The 16,412-nt window shown below is 64.7% G+C and carries 11 protein-coding genes and 1 pseudogene; 8 read left to right on the top strand and 4 right to left on the bottom strand.

Features of this window, described 5'->3' with window-relative positions:
• The first annotated feature begins 115 nt into the window (after positions 1-115).
• The gene (locus ACH4C6_RS34725; protein WP_398112646.1) at positions 116-727 is read left to right on the top strand and encodes an HNH endonuclease family protein; all 612 of its coding nucleotides are present in this window, start codon (positions 116-118) and stop codon (positions 725-727) included.
• Between the two features lie 13 nt (positions 728-740).
• Here ACH4C6_RS34725 and ACH4C6_RS34720 read toward each other — a convergent pair whose 3' ends face one another.
• Entirely contained in the window at positions 741-1,481 is a 741-nt protein-coding gene (locus ACH4C6_RS34720) for a prepilin peptidase (protein ID WP_398112644.1), read from the bottom strand.
• 317 nt (positions 1,482-1,798) lie between these two features.
• On the opposite strand from ACH4C6_RS34720, the gene ACH4C6_RS34715 reads away from it, so the two are divergent.
• The 3 genes from ACH4C6_RS34715 (at position 1,799) to ACH4C6_RS34705 (ending at position 4,704) form a co-directional block, all read left to right on the top strand.
• Positions 1,799-3,049: a helix-turn-helix domain-containing protein gene (locus tag ACH4C6_RS34715; protein ID WP_398112645.1), complete on the top strand. Its 1,251-nt coding sequence runs from the start codon at positions 1,799-1,801 to the stop codon at positions 3,047-3,049.
• Between the two features lie 311 nt (positions 3,050-3,360).
• Positions 3,361-3,870 carry a DUF6415 family natural product biosynthesis protein gene (locus tag ACH4C6_RS34710; RefSeq protein WP_398112643.1) on the top strand — a complete coding sequence of 170 codons (510 nt, stop codon included), beginning with the start codon at positions 3,361-3,363 and terminating at the stop codon, positions 3,868-3,870.
• A 252-nt stretch (positions 3,871-4,122) separates the two neighbouring features.
• A complete protein-coding gene (locus tag ACH4C6_RS34705) occupies positions 4,123-4,704 on the top strand; it encodes a hypothetical protein (RefSeq protein WP_398112642.1) in 582 nt (193 codons plus the stop codon).
• Between the two features lie 159 nt (positions 4,705-4,863).
• On the opposite strand, the gene ACH4C6_RS34700 is transcribed toward ACH4C6_RS34705, so the two are convergent.
• Entirely contained in the window at positions 4,864-5,295 is a 432-nt protein-coding gene (locus ACH4C6_RS34700) for a hypothetical protein (RefSeq protein WP_398112641.1), read from the bottom strand.
• A gap of 23 nt (positions 5,296-5,318) precedes the next feature.
• Complete coding sequence (locus tag ACH4C6_RS34695) at positions 5,319-6,092, bottom strand: hypothetical protein (protein ID WP_398112640.1); 774 nt, start codon at positions 6,090-6,092, stop codon at positions 5,319-5,321.
• Here ACH4C6_RS34695 and ACH4C6_RS34690 point away from each other — a divergent pair.
• The 3 genes from ACH4C6_RS34690 (at position 6,085) to ACH4C6_RS34680 (ending at position 8,378) form a co-directional block, all read left to right on the top strand.
• Entirely contained in the window at positions 6,085-6,312 is a 228-nt protein-coding gene (locus tag ACH4C6_RS34690) for a hypothetical protein (RefSeq protein ID WP_398112639.1), read from the top strand. The two genes, ACH4C6_RS34695 and ACH4C6_RS34690, sit on opposite strands and share 8 nt — an antisense overlap.
• A 214-nt stretch (positions 6,313-6,526) precedes the next feature.
• The gene (locus ACH4C6_RS34685) at positions 6,527-6,955 is read left to right on the top strand and encodes a hypothetical protein (protein ID WP_398112638.1); all 429 of its coding nucleotides are present in this window, start codon (positions 6,527-6,529) and stop codon (positions 6,953-6,955) included.
• A gap of 481 nt (positions 6,956-7,436) precedes the next feature.
• The gene (locus ACH4C6_RS34680; RefSeq protein ID WP_398112637.1) at positions 7,437-8,378 is read left to right on the top strand and encodes a hypothetical protein; all 942 of its coding nucleotides are present in this window, start codon (positions 7,437-7,439) and stop codon (positions 8,376-8,378) included.
• A 134-nt stretch (positions 8,379-8,512) separates the two neighbouring features.
• Here the strand turns inward: ACH4C6_RS34680 and ACH4C6_RS34675 are convergent.
• Positions 8,513-9,317 (bottom strand): annotated as a pseudogene (locus ACH4C6_RS34675) (transposase family protein).
• A gap of 190 nt (positions 9,318-9,507) precedes the next feature.
• Here ACH4C6_RS34675 and ACH4C6_RS34670 point away from each other — a divergent pair.
• Entirely contained in the window at positions 9,508-16,116 is a 6,609-nt protein-coding gene (locus ACH4C6_RS34670; RefSeq protein WP_398112636.1) for a hypothetical protein, read from the top strand.
• The last annotated feature ends 296 nt before the right edge of the window (positions 16,117-16,412 follow it).

Here is a 16,412-nt window from a genome sequence, read left to right as displayed (position 1 = left end):
AGATACGCGCCGACCCCCACCTCGGCCTACTCCAACTCGCCTCCAGCATCATCTGCTTGAGACGACTGCGGACCTCATTCTGAAATGATCAGTTACTGCCGCAGCCCTCGCCGTCCTGCCCGTCCTCGCCCCGGCACCCGCGCAGGCCGCCGAGACCCTGCCGCTGGCCGACGCCGTCGCCGGCCTGCCGGTGGCCCTGGAGTCCCGCGACGGCTACGACCGCAACAAGTTCCGCCACTGGAACACCGGCGACGACCCGGCTGATGGCTGCAACACGCGTGCCGAGGTCCTCCTGCACGAAGCGATCACCCCGCCCACCATCGGTGCCGGATGCCGCCTTGGCGGCGGCAGCTGGTACTCCTACTACGACGCCACCGTGGTGACAGCCGCCGCAGGCCTCGACATCGACCACATGGTCCCCCTCACCGAAGCCTGGGACAGCGGAGCATCCGCATGGACCGCCCAAAGGCGCGAAGCCTACGCCAACGACCAGGGCGCCGAAGCCTCCCTCGTCGCCGTCACCGCACGCTCCAACCGCAGCAAAGCCGACCAGGACCCTGCACAATGGCTGCCGCCGGCCACCGCCGTGCACTGCCGGTACATCGGCGAATGGGTGGGCACCAAACTCCGCTGGAACCTGACCGTCGACGAGGTGGAGCTCACCGCCCTGCAGGACGCGGTGGCCGACTGCCCCGGACAGACGGTGACCTACGAACCCGCCCCCTAACAGGCGCCCGGCTTCAGGACATCGAAGAGCCCAGCAGCACTCCCGCAAGGGCTCCCGCGAGGGCTCCCGCGAGGAGGAACGGGCCGAACGCAATCCTCGAGCGCCGACCGGCCCGGCCCGCCATCACAAGACCGATGCCGTACAGCGCGCCGAACAGGCACCCGGCGAACACCCCGATCAGCAGGATCGGCCAGCCGTACCAGCCCAGCACCGCACCCAGTCCGAGGGCAAGCTTCACATCACCCAACCCCAAGCCCCCGCTGAACAGGAAGAGCACGAAGAAGCAACCACCCAGGACAAGCAGGCCGAGCAGCGCAGACGTCCAACTGCCCCCGGCACCCGGGAACAACGAGGCACCACCCAGCAGCACACACGCCCCCGCGGCAAACGGCAGGGTCACCACATCAGGCAGCCGGTGAACGGAAGCATCGACGACGGCCAGCAGCACGCAGACCGGAGCGAGCAACAGCCACACCACCAACTCCGGGCGGGCACCGGAAGTGGCTGCGAGCAGGGCACAGACCCCAACCGTCACGGCCGTGATCGCCAGGCTACTGGGGCCGTACCGATCACCGGCCGAATAGCGAGCCGGGCCAAACCATCCGCCGCCAATGCCCACGAGAGGATGGCCCGCCGGACACTGCGACCGCCACGATTGTTCCGCGGGCGCCGACAGCCGGTAAGCAGGGCGAGGTATGAGCACACCCGTGACACAACCCCACACAACAGCAGTCGTGATCAGTAGCGCCTCCACCCCACGGAGCCTAGACGCCTCCCCCAGGGATCACAGAGCCTTGTGAGCCCCGACAGATGCGGCCAAGACCCACGCCGTCGGAAACCGCAACTCCGCACGCCCCCTCGGGCCGGGCGGCCCGAATGCTCGGCCGTGATGGCCAAGAGGTCGAGCGCATTCAAGAAGGAGCCACCGCCGCAAGGTCCCAAAGCTGGTGGAGGCGAAAGTCATCCACAACTCCAGGCGCTGGCAGGGCATTCAGGCGCGCACCACACACCAGGACCGGCCTCACCCCTACTCTTACAAGTGATGATGCCGCTAGGAGGGGCGAGGTCGTGATGTCCGAAGCTGTTACCCCCGACCCGTACGCCGATCCGCTGCGATTTGGTCAGCGGACCCAAATCCTGCGTGAGCGGCGCGGCATGACGCAGGCTCAGCTGGCTGGTCTCATCGGCATCTCACCGCACACTCTCCGGAAGATCGAGAACGGGCAGCAGAAGGCGCCAGCACTCGACATGGTGCTGCGCATCGCGGAAGCGCTGCGGGTGCGCAACCTTGCGGATCTGACCGGTCGGCCGGACGCTCAGGTCGACTTGTTCGTCGGGCCCGGGCACCCCCGCCTTGCTGCCGTGAAGGCCGCAGTGGACAGCTTCCCGCTCACCCGCAATGCGGAGCCTCCCCCATTGGCGCATCTGGAAGCGCGCCTGTATGCGGCTTGGCGGGAGCGGCATGCGTCGAAGAATCACCGTGAAGCGATCGGAAGGCTGCTGCCCGGCCTGATTCATGATGCGCAGGCACTGGTGCGACACGCTGACTCAGCGGCAGAACGACGCCGCGCGCAGGCGTTGCTGGCAGAGTGCTACAGCTTGAGTCAGTTCTTTATCGCGTATCAGCCGGACAGCTCTTTGTTGTGGCGGGTGGCAGAGCGCGGCATGGTCGCCGCTCAGGAGAGTGAGGATCCGCATGCCATCGGTGGGGCGTCATGGCTGCTTGCGCAGGCCCACCGCGACAGCGGGCCGCGTCATTTCGATGCCGCCGATGCGGTGAATCGCGAAGCTGTTGCCTACCTTGAGCCGCTGCTGCCGGATGCGAGTGACGACGTCCTCGCTATCGCCGGCGCGTTGAAGTTCGAGCTCGGCTACACGGCTGCCCGCCGCCGGGAGACAGGTACGGCGTGGTGGCACTGGGACCAAGCGAACGAGATGGCCGCACGGCTGCCTCTCGAGTACTACCACCCGGTCACGTCGTTCTCGCGGGCCGTCATGGGTGCGCATGCCGTCACGGTGGCAGTGGAGCTGCACCAGGGCGGCGAGTCCGTCAGGCAAGCTGCCCGCGCCGACCGCAACGTCATCAGGTCCCGCCCACGCCGGGCTCGCCACCGCATCGAGGAGGCCCGGGGCTACCAACTGGACAAGCAGCCAGACACGGCCGTTGCGTCGCTGGAGAAGGCGTTCGAGGCCGCGCCGGAGACGATCCGCTACAACGGCTACGCCCGCGCGATCCTCCTGGAGGAGATCGAGTCGACTCAGGCCAGCCGCCGACGCCGGGCCTCCGACCTGGCCGCACGCATCGGGCTCCTTGCTGCCTGAGCGTAGCGACCGTATTACGGTCGGCGTTTGGAGGTGGGTGCTCCTACGTTCAGAGGTGTCAGTCCCGACGAGGTGGTGAGGTCTCGCCGGGGTGCCAACGCTGCATAGGAGCGCAGACACCATGAACGCTGCAGCCCGCCCAAGGCGCGGCATCAGGAAGGCCGTCGGGACCTGTGCCGGATGCCGGCGCGGCACTGCGGTTGAGGAGCGCGGCACGGTGTCGTGCGCCCGCGTCGGCGTGGGCAAGTTGTCGGCCCGCTGTGCTCGGCGTGCGGGGCCTGCCCGCATCGTGCCGGTCGGACGGTGAGCCGGTGAACACGGTCAAGCCGACTCTTCAAGCTGCTCCTCCGGCCCTGCCGCAGGGCGTCGGCGCCGTCCGGGCAGCCGCCAGCTGGTTCCTCGATCAAAACGGTCTGCCCCGCCACGGCGAGGTGGTGCTGTTCGCGAAGGACTTCTGCGACCACCTGACGCTGCTGATGCCGTCCATCGAGCAGCTCGCAGGTGAACGCGACCGCGACGACGTGCGCGCCGACGAAGCCCTCGCCGCTGTTTCACAGGCCCGCAGACACTTGCGCGAGCCGGAGGCTGCGGGTCTGGCGGGAGAAGCGGCCAGGGTGATGCAGCTGGCTCGCTGCGTCGTCTCCCTGTGCGACTACTACGACGTACTCACCGGCATCACCATGTGCCTAGCTTGCGATCACACCATCGAGCCCGGCGACACATGGACGCCCTACGACCACTTCCGCCCCTCCGGAGGCGGACTGCGCGTTGGCCGCATCCACGCCGCATGCGCCAACAAAGCGGCCCGCGCCGACCGCTGACCAGCACTTTCTCCAAGGCAAGCGGATCGCCCGGCAATCGCAGGGCCGGGGTTGCATCCCATCCCTGTCCGCCGGGGCGCGCACCCTTCACGAACCAACTCCTCCCCCACCCAACCACGCCTGCTTCAGACAGCGGCAACCCTCGAGCCAGGACGCGAGCCGACTGCGTTCCTGAGCGGACTGCCTAGTCCCGCATGGGACGACGCATCACCCGAACCGCCCCAGTCACTGGCACCGGCCCACAACGTGTCGATGGAGACCTTCCTGATGAACACGCATACCGATCCCCCACCCGCCAGCCCACCGCCTCACCCGCGATTACCGCTGCGCAGCGAGCGGGCGCCTGATGCTCCTCACGTGGTCCGTGAGTGGCTTGCCAGCGCGCACGAGGTTCCCGCTCGGGCGCAGGCGGAGTGGAGTGATCAGGGGGTGGCGCTGTTGCCGCTGCGGCGTCGGTTCGCCGCTGTGCGTGTCCCCGGTGTGCTGGTGCATGCCGCCGCCGGCACCGACATGCCGGAGCAGGTTGCGGGCATGCTGCCTGCGGTGCTGGACGGGCCGGTGATTCATGATCACCTCAGCGCCGGGCCCGTCTACTACGCCCTCGTCGCTTACGGCCGCGGTACCAGTTGGTGGGGGGCTGACGACACCCCTCTGCTGACCACTGGTAGCTACCTCGGGGTGCCCGTCCTCCACCGGATCGCGCCGCCCGGCACCTACCGGGTGATCCCGCCCCGCTACCGAAACGACCTCTGTTCGCGGGAGGCCGTCTTCGACCTCATCGTCAAGGGCCGACGGCAGTTGCGCGCGGTGACGCCCCGGCCCGGCGGAGCCTGATGGCCTTCGGCATGTGCACCGTTCGGATCCGGTGAACGGACGCTGGCAGCGCAGCTGAGGGATTGTCACTGCTGGCCGGCTCCCCCCTTCCGGGGCGGACCACTGACCGGTCCCGGTTGCTCGTTCTTTCCCCCGAGGCGGGCAGCCGGGGCCACCCGCTCAGCGCAGGGCGAGGCTGCCGATGGGGCGGCGCATGGCTGCGTGGGCTTCGGCGGTGAGGATGCGGCGGATGCGGCGGGCGGCCCACAGGTCGCGGGCCATGATGAAGTCGCCGAAGGACTGTTCGCCGGTGACGCCCTTGAGCATGTAGCGGCTGGCGTCCCGGGGCTTCTCGAGGACTTCGCCGCTGTCGAGGAAGAGGACGATCATGCCGTGGCCGGTGGCGACGGGGATGATCGCGACGGGTTCGGTGAGGTGGAAGGCGACGGGGACCTTGCCGCCGAGGACGGCCTGGGCGACGGCGCTGCTGGTGTCGTAGGGGAAGAGGGGTTCGGGGTAGTGGCGGCGCATGCGCGAGGCACTGTCGGTCATCGAGTGGGGCAGGACGATGTAGTTGGGGTCCTCCTCGGCGACGGCGGGTTCGCCGGTCATGGCGAGCCAGCCGTCCTTGAAGGTCAGACGCCAGGAGCCGGAGCAGTCGCTGAGCAGGGCGGTGGCGGCGGTGACCTGGGCGGCGTACAGGGGCCGGCCGGGAGATAGGTGGTGACGGCGATCGAGGTGGCCTGGGGGTCGCCGGTGGTCAGCCAGCGGCGCAGGGAGCCGGTGAAGCAGACGCTGACGACGGGGCGTTCGGCGCGGACCTGGGCGCGGAAGGCGGCCTCGCGCTCACGGGGGGTGCCGTCGGCGCCCAGGACGGTGGGGGTGCGGCCGCCTTCGGTGTCGATGTTCTGCAGGGTCTGTTCGACGGCTTCGACGAGGCGGCGGCGGCATGCCGCGGCCTGGGTCTCCTCGTGGGCGTCGCGGGAGGGGATGCCGGGAGAGTCGTCGGTCGGCTGGAGGGCGCCGAGCGCGGAAGTGTCGAGGAGCAGCGCGGTGCTGCTGCCCGGAAGCGGGGGAAGATCCTCTTGTTGCCGGGCGGTGGGCAGTTGGCCGAGAGCGAGGAGCACCGGCCGGTCGTCACGTGGAAGGCGATGGAGGTCGTCCTCGAGTTCGCGCTGGTCCGATGTGGTGCGCAGATAGATGAACCGGCGCGGTGTGCGGGGTCTGCCGGGCCATTCGAGGACCATGTCGGGGACATGGGTGTGGTTGAAGAACTCGGTCTTGGAGATGGTGGCGCCGGGGTCCATGCGGCGCAGGTGCCGGGCGACGATGTCTTTGACCCGGGTGAACATCATCCTGTCGTCGGGCTCGTCTATGGCCTGGGAGATCGACTGTTCGACGATGTTCACCACGAGCCCTCTTTGCGGTGAGTTCGGCGGCGACGATGGCTGCCCAGTCCTTGAACGGCAGGAGGGTTTCCTGCTTGTCCGAGAGCACGATCAGCCACAGGCGTGCGGCGACCGACTGGGCGAGTTCAGCATCCAGGAGTTTTCGGGCTTCCTCAGTGTCGCTGGTGCCCAAAACGCGGCTGCTGTGCTGAAGGACCGCGGCTTCCACCTGGCCGGGTGAGTTGAGGGTGGACCAGGAGTTCGCGCGGAAGGGTGCCCAGGTGATCCACATGAAGTGATCACTGAGGTGGTGCTGAGCCTGGGCGGCTTCGTAGCACTTGGCGAGGCTCGTCGAACTGGGTTCCCAAAACGCTGGGTTGCGCGTAGTTCTTGACCTCCGCGCAGAACATGTCGTTCTGGTAGGGGTCGCCGCGGAGCATCTCGATCTGCGCGGCGTGCCGGAGGTAGCCGCGGCGCAGCGGCAGTGGGCGGGTGTGGCGCGGCGGGCGGTGCGGGCCGAAGTCGAGCCGGAGAGGGTGTTCGCGCTGGCGCACGCGGTGGTGGCCCGGTGGTGGGAGCAGGCCCTGCACTGGGAGCGGGAGACGATCTGGCCGTGGCGCCTGCACCAGGTCGCAGGCGGCAACGCCGGGACGGAGCTGAACCAATGGCGGATCGTGGGGCGGGACGCGGTCGTCCTCCCCGAGGTGGTGGCCGTCGCCGACGCGCTGCTGGACCCGGTCATGGCCGAGCTGGTGTGGAGGGACAGCGGGGCCGGGCGACCGCGACCGCTGCCCGCCGACGGGTCGTTCTGCCGCAGGCTGGGCAAGCGGGTCGGGCGGGGCGGCTGGGGCCGCTGGCCGCCACCGACTACGGCGGCCCGCTGACCTCGTGGATGGGCGCGATCATTCGGATCCGCCGCGGCGCCGGGGGCCCGCGCGGCTACGGCAACAATCCGTGGTGGCTGAGGCAGGAGCACCAGCCCGTCACCATGGCCGCACAGCTGCGCGTCCTGTCCAAGGAACGCAGCGCGCCTGGCTCGGGCACCACGTGGCGCTCTGCGGTGCCGGCCGAGCAGCGGGCGCTGATCACCAGCCTGGTCAACGACGCCGAAGAGCAGCTGACCCAGCTGCGCGCGCCCAGTACGACAAGACCGCCGACGCCGCGCAGCAGTTGCTGGGCAACCTCGGCCATGCCGCCACACAGATCGAGCAGGCCATACGGGAGACCGCAGCAGGAGCCCTCACTGCCGGGATGGCACTGGAGGATTGGGCACGCTGGGCCCGCCTGCCAGCCGATGTCCTCGCCGACAACGACAACGAGCAGCAGGCAAAGGGGCCATGATTATGCGTCAGGAGGCCGGCAGCTGTGCACGGCGAAGCCGAGACCGTCGTGGCCGGGCATCTGTTCGCCGACCCGTGCTTCACCATCGTGGGCGCCGAGATGCCCCAGGCGGTGACGCAGTGGGGTCTGTTCGAAACCGCGCCCGAGGAGGCGCGGCGCAAGGCGCTGACCTGGCAGCGGCACATCCGCGAGGTGGAGTCCGGCCTGCCCGGCGCGACGGACAGCGGCGAGGTGCCCCGGGCCGAGTACGATCCCGACCGGTTCACGCTCGCGCACCGCGAGGAGGCCAAGGCCGCGGAGCTGACCGCGATCGGCTTCGGACCTGTCTCCCGGACCACGGTGCAGCGCATGCGCCTGGCCTACCGCAAGCAGGGCCTGTGGGGGCTGGTCGACCACCGCACCACCCGCCGGCCCGTGCCTACCGGGCGCACCGACGAACGCGTCATCGCCGCCATCGAGGAAGCGCTGCGCCGCCAGCGCGGCCGCTCCAAGGGCACCGGCAAGGGCCTGATGCCCCTGGTCACGCAGATCCTTACCGACCGGCACGGCCGCGGCACAGTGACCGTCCCCTCCCAGGCCACCTTCTACCGGCTCGTCCACCAACTCGCCGGTCCCGCCGAACACCCCCACCGCCCCGCCCGCACTCTGCCCTCCCCGGCCGGCAGGCGGGCGTTCACTCCGACCGTGGCACTGCGGCCGGGCGAGCAGGTGCAGGTCGACACCACGCGGCTGGATGTCCTGGCCGTCTTCGACGACGGCACCACCGGCCGGCCCGAACTCACGATCGCCGTAGATGTCGCCACCCGCGCCATCCTCGCCGCCGTCCTGCGCCCGGCCGGCACCAAGGCCGTGGATGCGGCCCTGCTGCTGGCGGAGATGCCCGTCCCACACCCGCCCCGCCCCTCCTGGCCCGAGGTTCACCGGCTCGCGGCGTCCGGCACGGCACCTCGCCGCGTTGTCGCATGATCCGAGTACATCCAGTACGCGGGTCATGCTCCGCCGTGCGATGCACCGCACCGGACGCCGCAAGCTTCCCGGCGAACCTTCCCGGTCACAGCATTAGCGATCACGAACTACGAGAACACCTCACTGAACCTCTTTCATCCTGAATACGTGCAGGTCATGAGTGTGTGGATGGCTTGGACGACGGTTCCGATGCGCCGGGTGGAGCATCAGGCCCGACGAAGCAGTTGCCAGGTTTTGAGCTGTGCGAAGGCGCGTTCGCCGGGTGCTCGGAGGCGGGCCTGGTCGCCGTTGAACTGCTGTGAGTGCTCGGGTTGTTCGCTGTGGTGGTAGTAGGGGGTGCGGAAGGTGGCGCCGGCGCTTTGGTAGGCCCGATCGGCGAGTACGAGGATCTGCCTGGTGAGGCATGTCTGGACGATGCCGTGGGCTCGCGCTGCGGTCAGGTCGTGTGTGCGGCCCGGTGTCGCGCGGGAGAACCACAGCGGGGTGCCGTCCGGGCGTGCGACGACCTGGACGTTCATGCCGTGCTGCTTGCGTTCTGCGTGTAGTAGGGGTCGTCGGCCCGGATGCGGTCGGTCGGGATGAGCGTCCCGTCGACGATGACGAAGTCTCCCTCGCCCAGCCCGACCAGGGCCTCGTGCAGGGCCCGGCGCCCAGGAGGCCAGGACTTCGAGTGTCTCGTCGACGTAGCGCCAGGCCGTCGCCTCCAATATCCCGAACCCGGCGCCGATCTGTGCGAACGTCTCGTTCTTCCGCAGGTGGGCCAGCGTCAGCAGGGTCTTTTCAAGCAGCTCAACTTCCGCCACGACGAGCGAAGTTCACGCCTTCGGGAGTAGAAGAGCCAGGAGACATGCTCGACCGGCTCGTACGGGACATCAAGCATGGAAGGATACGGAACCAACGAAGCCCCCCGGCCGTCGGCGTGTTGAGTGAGATCACCACACCAACGACGAGGGGCTTCGTCACGTCACCCCACCTGACCAGCCCACTTCATCCCCACGGCACAGGATGAAAGAGGTTCACTCAGTACGCCACGCTCCTTAAGCGAAACGCCAGTGACTAACTCAATGTCATCAGGGGGATAAGCCAGTACGACGAGACGGACCCCCTGCCACCCCTGAAGGGAACACCGATGCCGGTCAATGATGCCCAGCGTTGGAACATTCCGACGGATTCCGCCACAGCCGAATCCGAACCCTCTTACAGCCTCAGCAACCTCAATGCACTGGTTTATGCTACCGGCGTTCCCAGGGATGAGATCCCCAATCTGCCCGCCCTCGTAGCTACCATACGATACGCGACAGAAGCAGCAGGATATGACATACCGGACGAGGACTGGGTCCGGTTGCCAGGGCAACTGCTTGCAAACTTTAGATATCTATTAATTGAACCCGGTTCCGCGCCGGATGGGCTGGTTGTACAAATCGGCCCCATAGAGGCTTTGATCACACTCAGCGTGCTGAATCCGACGATTCCACCGGTACTCGAGTTGAAGCATGACGACAAAACTCTGACTTCAGGTCATCAGGACCGCCTGAGCGCGCCCGGAATAGTGAACGGCGTATTCCAGACTGGGGCGCACTCCCAAACTCATTCAGGGAATACTGGTGCCACGCGCGCGACGCTGCAAGGCGCTTTCGGCTTCGGTCTGGCACCCGGGGTGGCACAGTTTGCAAGTTTAACTGCGGGATTTACTGGGGCGATTAATAGCTCCGAACGTTCCACGACCCACGTTGTTGACACTGAAGTCGGCCACGTCCATGACAGCCGGGGAGCTGCAACACTCGTCACTTGCGTGCCACAGTGGTCATTTAGAATTCGAGAAGACCTTACCAATCCATGGTCGTCGATTACCGCGAACCATGTGCCGACAACAGATGCACGACTGCAACTCTGGATCCCAACAACATACCTAGAAAAGGTATCCGAGGAGCAGATCATCTGGAACGACGCCGACAACACACACTTGCCGCCCCACTATTACTCCCCCAAGCTCACTAACCTGGCCGCACTGTACGACGCTACGCTCACCTCTTTGATGGCACAACGTCTACTCATAGACAATACATTGGCGGGCGAGCTCCGGCGCAAACTTTGGAACCTCGATGCCAATCTCGATAGCGCCATAAACAGCAAAAAGGGATACCGCTTCCATCTATATCAGGACGGTAGACCCATAGCGACCATTGAAGTGCGGAGCAAAAGAAGGCCAGACGCCAGCGCCACAGGCCCCACCTTGATTGGTCCCGCGAGCCAATCGATGCACATCGAAAACGTCCGGACAGCCGTCGATGGAACCAGCGGAACTCACGCTCTCGGACATTCATCGACCGTCTCCATCGGCGCAGCTGCAAATTTTGTGCCTGAAGTGGTCCCCGGATTGCGCCTGCGTGGTGTCTTTGGCCCAAGCTTGACTTCTTTCAATTCTGACATCATCACTGCCGGGCGTACCGGATTGTGGGTGGTTGCACCACGCTGGGCCGGCTACACCGTTACCTACGCAGTAGGCCTCTCACACCAGGTCACGGCCTATGCCCGAGGCCGTGAGGGCCCAGTCGAGACCGATCAGGTGCACGGCCGGGCTCTCCTGTGTCTGTCCGAACCGGATGCCTACGCCCACGGTTTTCCGGTCGAAAGAACAGCGCTCGATGCCGGCATCGTCCTCAGCACACCTGCCGCTGACGGCGACCAGACCCAAACGCGGACGCCTGTGCTTCCGGTCCCTAGCGACATCGGGCCGAAGGCGCTGCGCGCAGCACGTGCCGTCCCCACAGGCCGCACCACTCCCGCCCTTCCAGCTCTCATCGCCGACGGAAAAGGTATCGGCCTGGGCATTCCTGACGTGAGTGAGAGCACGGTCGAGGCTGTACGTGCGCTGCTAGCGAAGCACCTGACCCCATATGGCTTCCTGCCACCTGCAGGGAACCCCTACGCTGGGCGAAGCTGGTACTCGCACGGAAATGACCTAGACAGCAAGTTGAGCAGCGAAGAACTTGCAGATAAAAAAGTTTCTGTGGGTGGCTTCAGAGCCCACTGGGACGAGATGCATATGGACGGCATGACGTTCACCCTACGTCGGCGCAGAGGGGGCGCCGGAATTGATCTGGACGTTGATTCTGCACGAATAACTATTACGGCCGCGCCGGCACAGGCCGCAAAACCTTCCTTCCTACGCAGCACCAGCGACTGGCACACGGTGAACCTCGCGATGGGACTGGACATCGGCCAGCAGGCGATCAGTGGGGGCAAAAAGATCAGTATGGCTGCCCGCTTCGATGCTGCCTTTGCTCAGCTCAGAGGGGCAGGCTTGGGCATCGAAGCACAGCGCACTGTGTCCGCAACCAATACCGTCTCCTTCGTCAACAACCGGCCTGAACTTCTCGAATTTCCCGGCACCACATGGGAATTCAGCACGCCCACAGACCTGACGATACGAGTCGAGTTTGAACACAGCGGCACCCAAGGCTTGGTGAAACCAGGCAGCCGCGACCCTCAGGTCATAACTCTCAGTAATCAGCCTGTCACAGTGAGGGTAATACCACTCAGCGGCGGTCAGTCGAAGGAGTCCATAACCGCCACACCCGCGACAATCCTCGACAATGCCGTCGTTTACCACCTGGACGCTACGGGAGCCCGCGCGGCTGCGGTCGCTGCTCTTCCCGACCTATCACGGCCCTCGGCGGACGCCGATCCTGGATTGACGGCATTCAGCGGCGCCACGTCCCTGCGTGCGCACACTGTAGAGATTTTCAACGGGGAGTACACCACCGATCTACCCTTCTCCCCCGGTCTGTTCCGAGACACGCACGGCATCATCCACGTATCCGGCAGTATGGGGAAATCCACATTCATCGGATCCACTGACAGCGAGTTCACACTCGGAAAAATCAGGCTTTGGCTATCCCAAGCCACTCAGCGTGACACCTCCTCCAAGGGGATCACATGGGGCCAGCTCCAGATCGGCGCAGGTGAAAACCCAGATCCCGCTCCGGCTCAGGCACCCGATGACACAACTGCCACGGAACCCAGCCCTCCCGTGCCTGTCTCAGAAGACCCGACGAAAGCACAGCCTTCGGCTAATTCGAACGGGCTCAGCTTGGAAAGCGGTACCGTGGGGCTGAGCCGTCACTGGCAATGGAACACCGCCAGGGGACAGAGCCGTACAGGTGGTAAAGAGTTGCTTCAGCTCGACTTCCACCGCGCATATGCCTTCTCCACGCCCACCTCTCTGCAGTTCAGCAGTCGGCAGGAGAAGCACGCCAAACTCCTCCCCTCGTCACATAGCCAAGAAAACACAGTCCTGCCGGGAAAGATGATCTACCTCCTGTCCGAGCCCGAGGCTCTCAGGTATTACGGGGACGGCACGCTACCTTGCACCGACGCTCAGCTTGCTGATGCCCTCGGCCGTTGGGAGAAAGGACTGCTTCAGCTCTCCGGCAACGTGGTTGCAGGAGTGCTCTCTCGGTGGGCGAACGAGGGACCGACCCCGGACGCGGACCGGCTCAGGCAGGCTCAGCTTTTGGCAGATCTGCACGCCCAGATGGGCACACCCGTGATGAGCCCAAAGGTCCGGTCCCGTTTCACCGCAAGCTTCCCCGGCCTACACCTTGCGGCGCCTGGTCACCGGACTGAGAGTCTTTGGGTGCCCCCGTACCTGGCCCCTGACCACCCGGACGGTGGTGAAGCCCTGGGGCACAGTGGCATCAAATCACTTAGCTACGACAGCAACACCACCGTCTACAAAATAATCCGGGACCTGGTTGATAAAGCTGCCCCCGGCCTGCTGTCGGCCGACACTGAAGTATGGACCCCGGACGGCAGGGTCATAGGCCGGAGGCAAGGAGCAGTCGACGCCCTTCAAGCGCTGTTTGCCCACGGCCGGGAGCGGGCCATGATGCAAGACCTCCTCTCCCGCCACGGGCACACCCTCTACGTGGTGAACCCTATTGGCTGGCTGCTCGCCGATGTAGTGAAGATCAACCTCTCATCCGTTCTCACACGCCTTCCTCACTATGAGGACTTTCTCCCCGGCGCTGGCCTGGAGAATTACGGCCACAACTACGAATCCGACTTCACTTCCCACTCTCAGGAAGGTGCCCAGAACATCACTCTGGGACGGCTGGCTTCCTCAACCGAGAACGGCGGAGGTGGTGCTTCCCTGGCACTTTCCTCCAGTCACCACCGAGGCAACAATCATGCCACCACGACTGTCAACGAGCAGACCATCTATGACTGGGGTGGCCACTTCACGGCAGTGTGCCGCCACCGGATGACGGTACACGTAGAGCGTGTGGGAATGGGCGGCAGACCTCTGAACGACTATCTGGCAGACGGATTCCGCAAGCTCAGAAGCCTGTCCGCGCCACTCACCACGTCCGTCCCAGGCACGCTGGAACTGCAGATACCCCGTTCAATAGCCGAGATGAAACCCCTTCTGGGTCCACAGCCACTTCGCACCCCAGCCCCGCTGCCCAAACTGCCCGGCGACTGCGCCATCGTCGCCGTTCAGATGGATGGCCTGCTGCCGGCAGCCCAACAACTGCTGGCACGCGCCTTGAGCCACGACGATGACGCTCGCACTGACCTGTCGGCCATCGGCCAACTGGTAGCACGTGTCTTCAGCTCTCAAGGCAAGACCCGGGCCAGGCAGGGCAGCGCCACCCTCGAGGTCGTACTGTCCAGATCACACCTCGCCAGCCATCTGCGTGACAGCACAGGAGGCACACGAATCACTCTGGCCAACGACCTCTTTCTCCCGGGCAAGTCGTCCGAGCGCGTCAAGCTCTCCTTGACCGGAGAACTCTACAATCTCGAAATCCTGGCACCGATCCAGGGCAGCGGGACCGGGCGGTACTCCAAGTCCCAGAGCGCCACGACTAGTTTCGGTGGCAGCAACCGCGGCCTGGAAATGACTGCCTCGGGAAGCGGAGCTGGGTCGGCCGCGCCGCAACCTGCGTCGATCACAGGAGAACCCGGTGGCAGCCGAATCAGTGGTCCTGGACAGTCGAGCGCGAACGTCAACAGCAATCGCCGCGAGCAGCATGCAAAAGAACAGGGCCCGATGTACCTCATACGTCTGCGCGCCCGACACACCCTCACCGCCGAAAGGCGAAGCCACCACCTGTTCCGTTCACCGACCCCGGGGCCCACCTACGAGAGCCCTTCCGTAACGGGGTGTCTGTACGCAGAAATCCACCAAGATGCACTTGATGCACTACTGGAAAACCACACCTCCGACAAACCAATCAAGCGTGTGCGCCTTCACACTCCAAAGACGCCAAGTGATCTCAACGTCCGGTCGTCCGTCTTTAACCTCGACACCGTGCTAGTTGCCGCAGCGAGTGACGCAGACCTTGACCACGACCGTGCGCTGCTGCGAGCAGCGGAACTCATCCGCGCTCAGCACAGCGGAGCAATTCCGCCCCTGGAATTGCGCGTCAATCTCATGGACCGAGCACGTTCCGTTCGTCCTCCGCTGCTCGCTTGGGCGGTAGAAGCACTGCGGAGCCGAGTAGACTTCCATGATCACCCCCGGCTGAAGTACTACGAACAGTGCATGTCTCATCCTTCTGCTGAACGAGGCGCGGGAAGCGACCCCATCATAAAAATTGTCAGGGAGGTTCAAGAACTGCTAGATGCAGATTCACTGGCAAAATGGGCCAGCCGCACTCTTCACAGGCTACAAAGCATACCCTCAGCCTCTCACCAGGATCACAGTGCACTTCTGGCTGACTACGAGCGCACCCTGAAGCAATTGACTCAAAGGCCTCGACCCCCGGACGCAGAACAGGTAATCAGGTCTACGGATCAAGTTAATGAGCTGCTGGCGAGTCTGCCCAACAGGGACCTATACACTCACCTGGAACGCCCTCCTTTAGGTGAACCAGTTTCCCTGCCGCCGATAGTGGCACTCCTTTCGCGGGACCCAGTTCATATAGCTCGTGATCTAGCTATGGAATTACAGACCGATGCGATTCTGGATATTACCAGTAAAAAAGGGGTGCTCCGGACATGGATTACTCCAGCCGGCCGTGTTCACGCGTTCGACCCGGAATCATCGGATGGGGTGACATTCTCGACGGAAACTGCTCAGCGCGCCGGGCTACTCACCGCCGAGCTGCGCAACCAGGCCGAGATACTCCGCTTCACACAGTCAGAGCTTGGGCAGATATATCGCACATCCTGGCAGAGAGGGAAAACATTCGACCAGGCTCTGCGCTCAGAGATCAGCCGACGGCAGGAAAATTTAATAAAGATCGATTCAGCGCTCCCCGCATGCCTACGGGACCTGCATGTGGCCGAAAAGCGCATATCATCTCTACGGGAGGAGATCAGCCGCCATCAAGCGCAAGTCGCCCACATAAGCGCCCAAATCATTGAGTTGGATCTCGCTCGTGTCCGCGACACCATGGAGAACGACCGCGCCGAAAGTGCTCCACACCCCCTGAAAGAGCGCACTGACCTACTGGTACTGCAACAAGAAAGATTAGAAGTGCGGATAGCTGAACTGGGAACTCGTCTCCACAAGAAGAGCAACGAGGCGGCCGAGCTGCGGCTGTACCTTAAGGACCGAATGGGTGAAAGCTTCCGCCGTATTTCTCCAGATGCCGACAAACACGCAGTGCACAGCGCAGCACGCCTCCAGGCGACACAAGGAGCCACCTGCACCGCGGAAACGGCACTGCCACAGACTCATCGCCGTGGAATCGAGGCGCACCGTAGCTCGAATCGGAAAGTATGATTCGAAACTGAGAGTTTGGGCGCAGCGAGATCGGCAAGTGATATACCTTTAACAGTCAGAACTGGATGGTTAAGGGTTCGATGGCGGGTCATTGAACCTCTTTCATCCTGTGCCGTGGGGATGAAGTGGGCTGGTCAGGTGGGGTGATGTGACGAAGCCCCTCGTCGTTGGTGTGGTGATCTCACTCAACACGCCGACGGCCGGGGGGCTTCGTTGGTTCCGTATCCTTCCATGCTTGATGTCCCGTACGAGCCGGTCGAGCATGTCTCCTGGCTCTTCTACTCCCGATGGCGTGA

This window comes from Streptomyces sp. NPDC017943, assembly GCF_044328425.1.
GTDB lineage: Bacteria > Actinomycetota > Actinomycetes > Streptomycetales > Streptomycetaceae > Streptomyces > Streptomyces djakartensis_A.
This window is presented reverse-complemented; position numbering and strand designations above follow the sequence as displayed.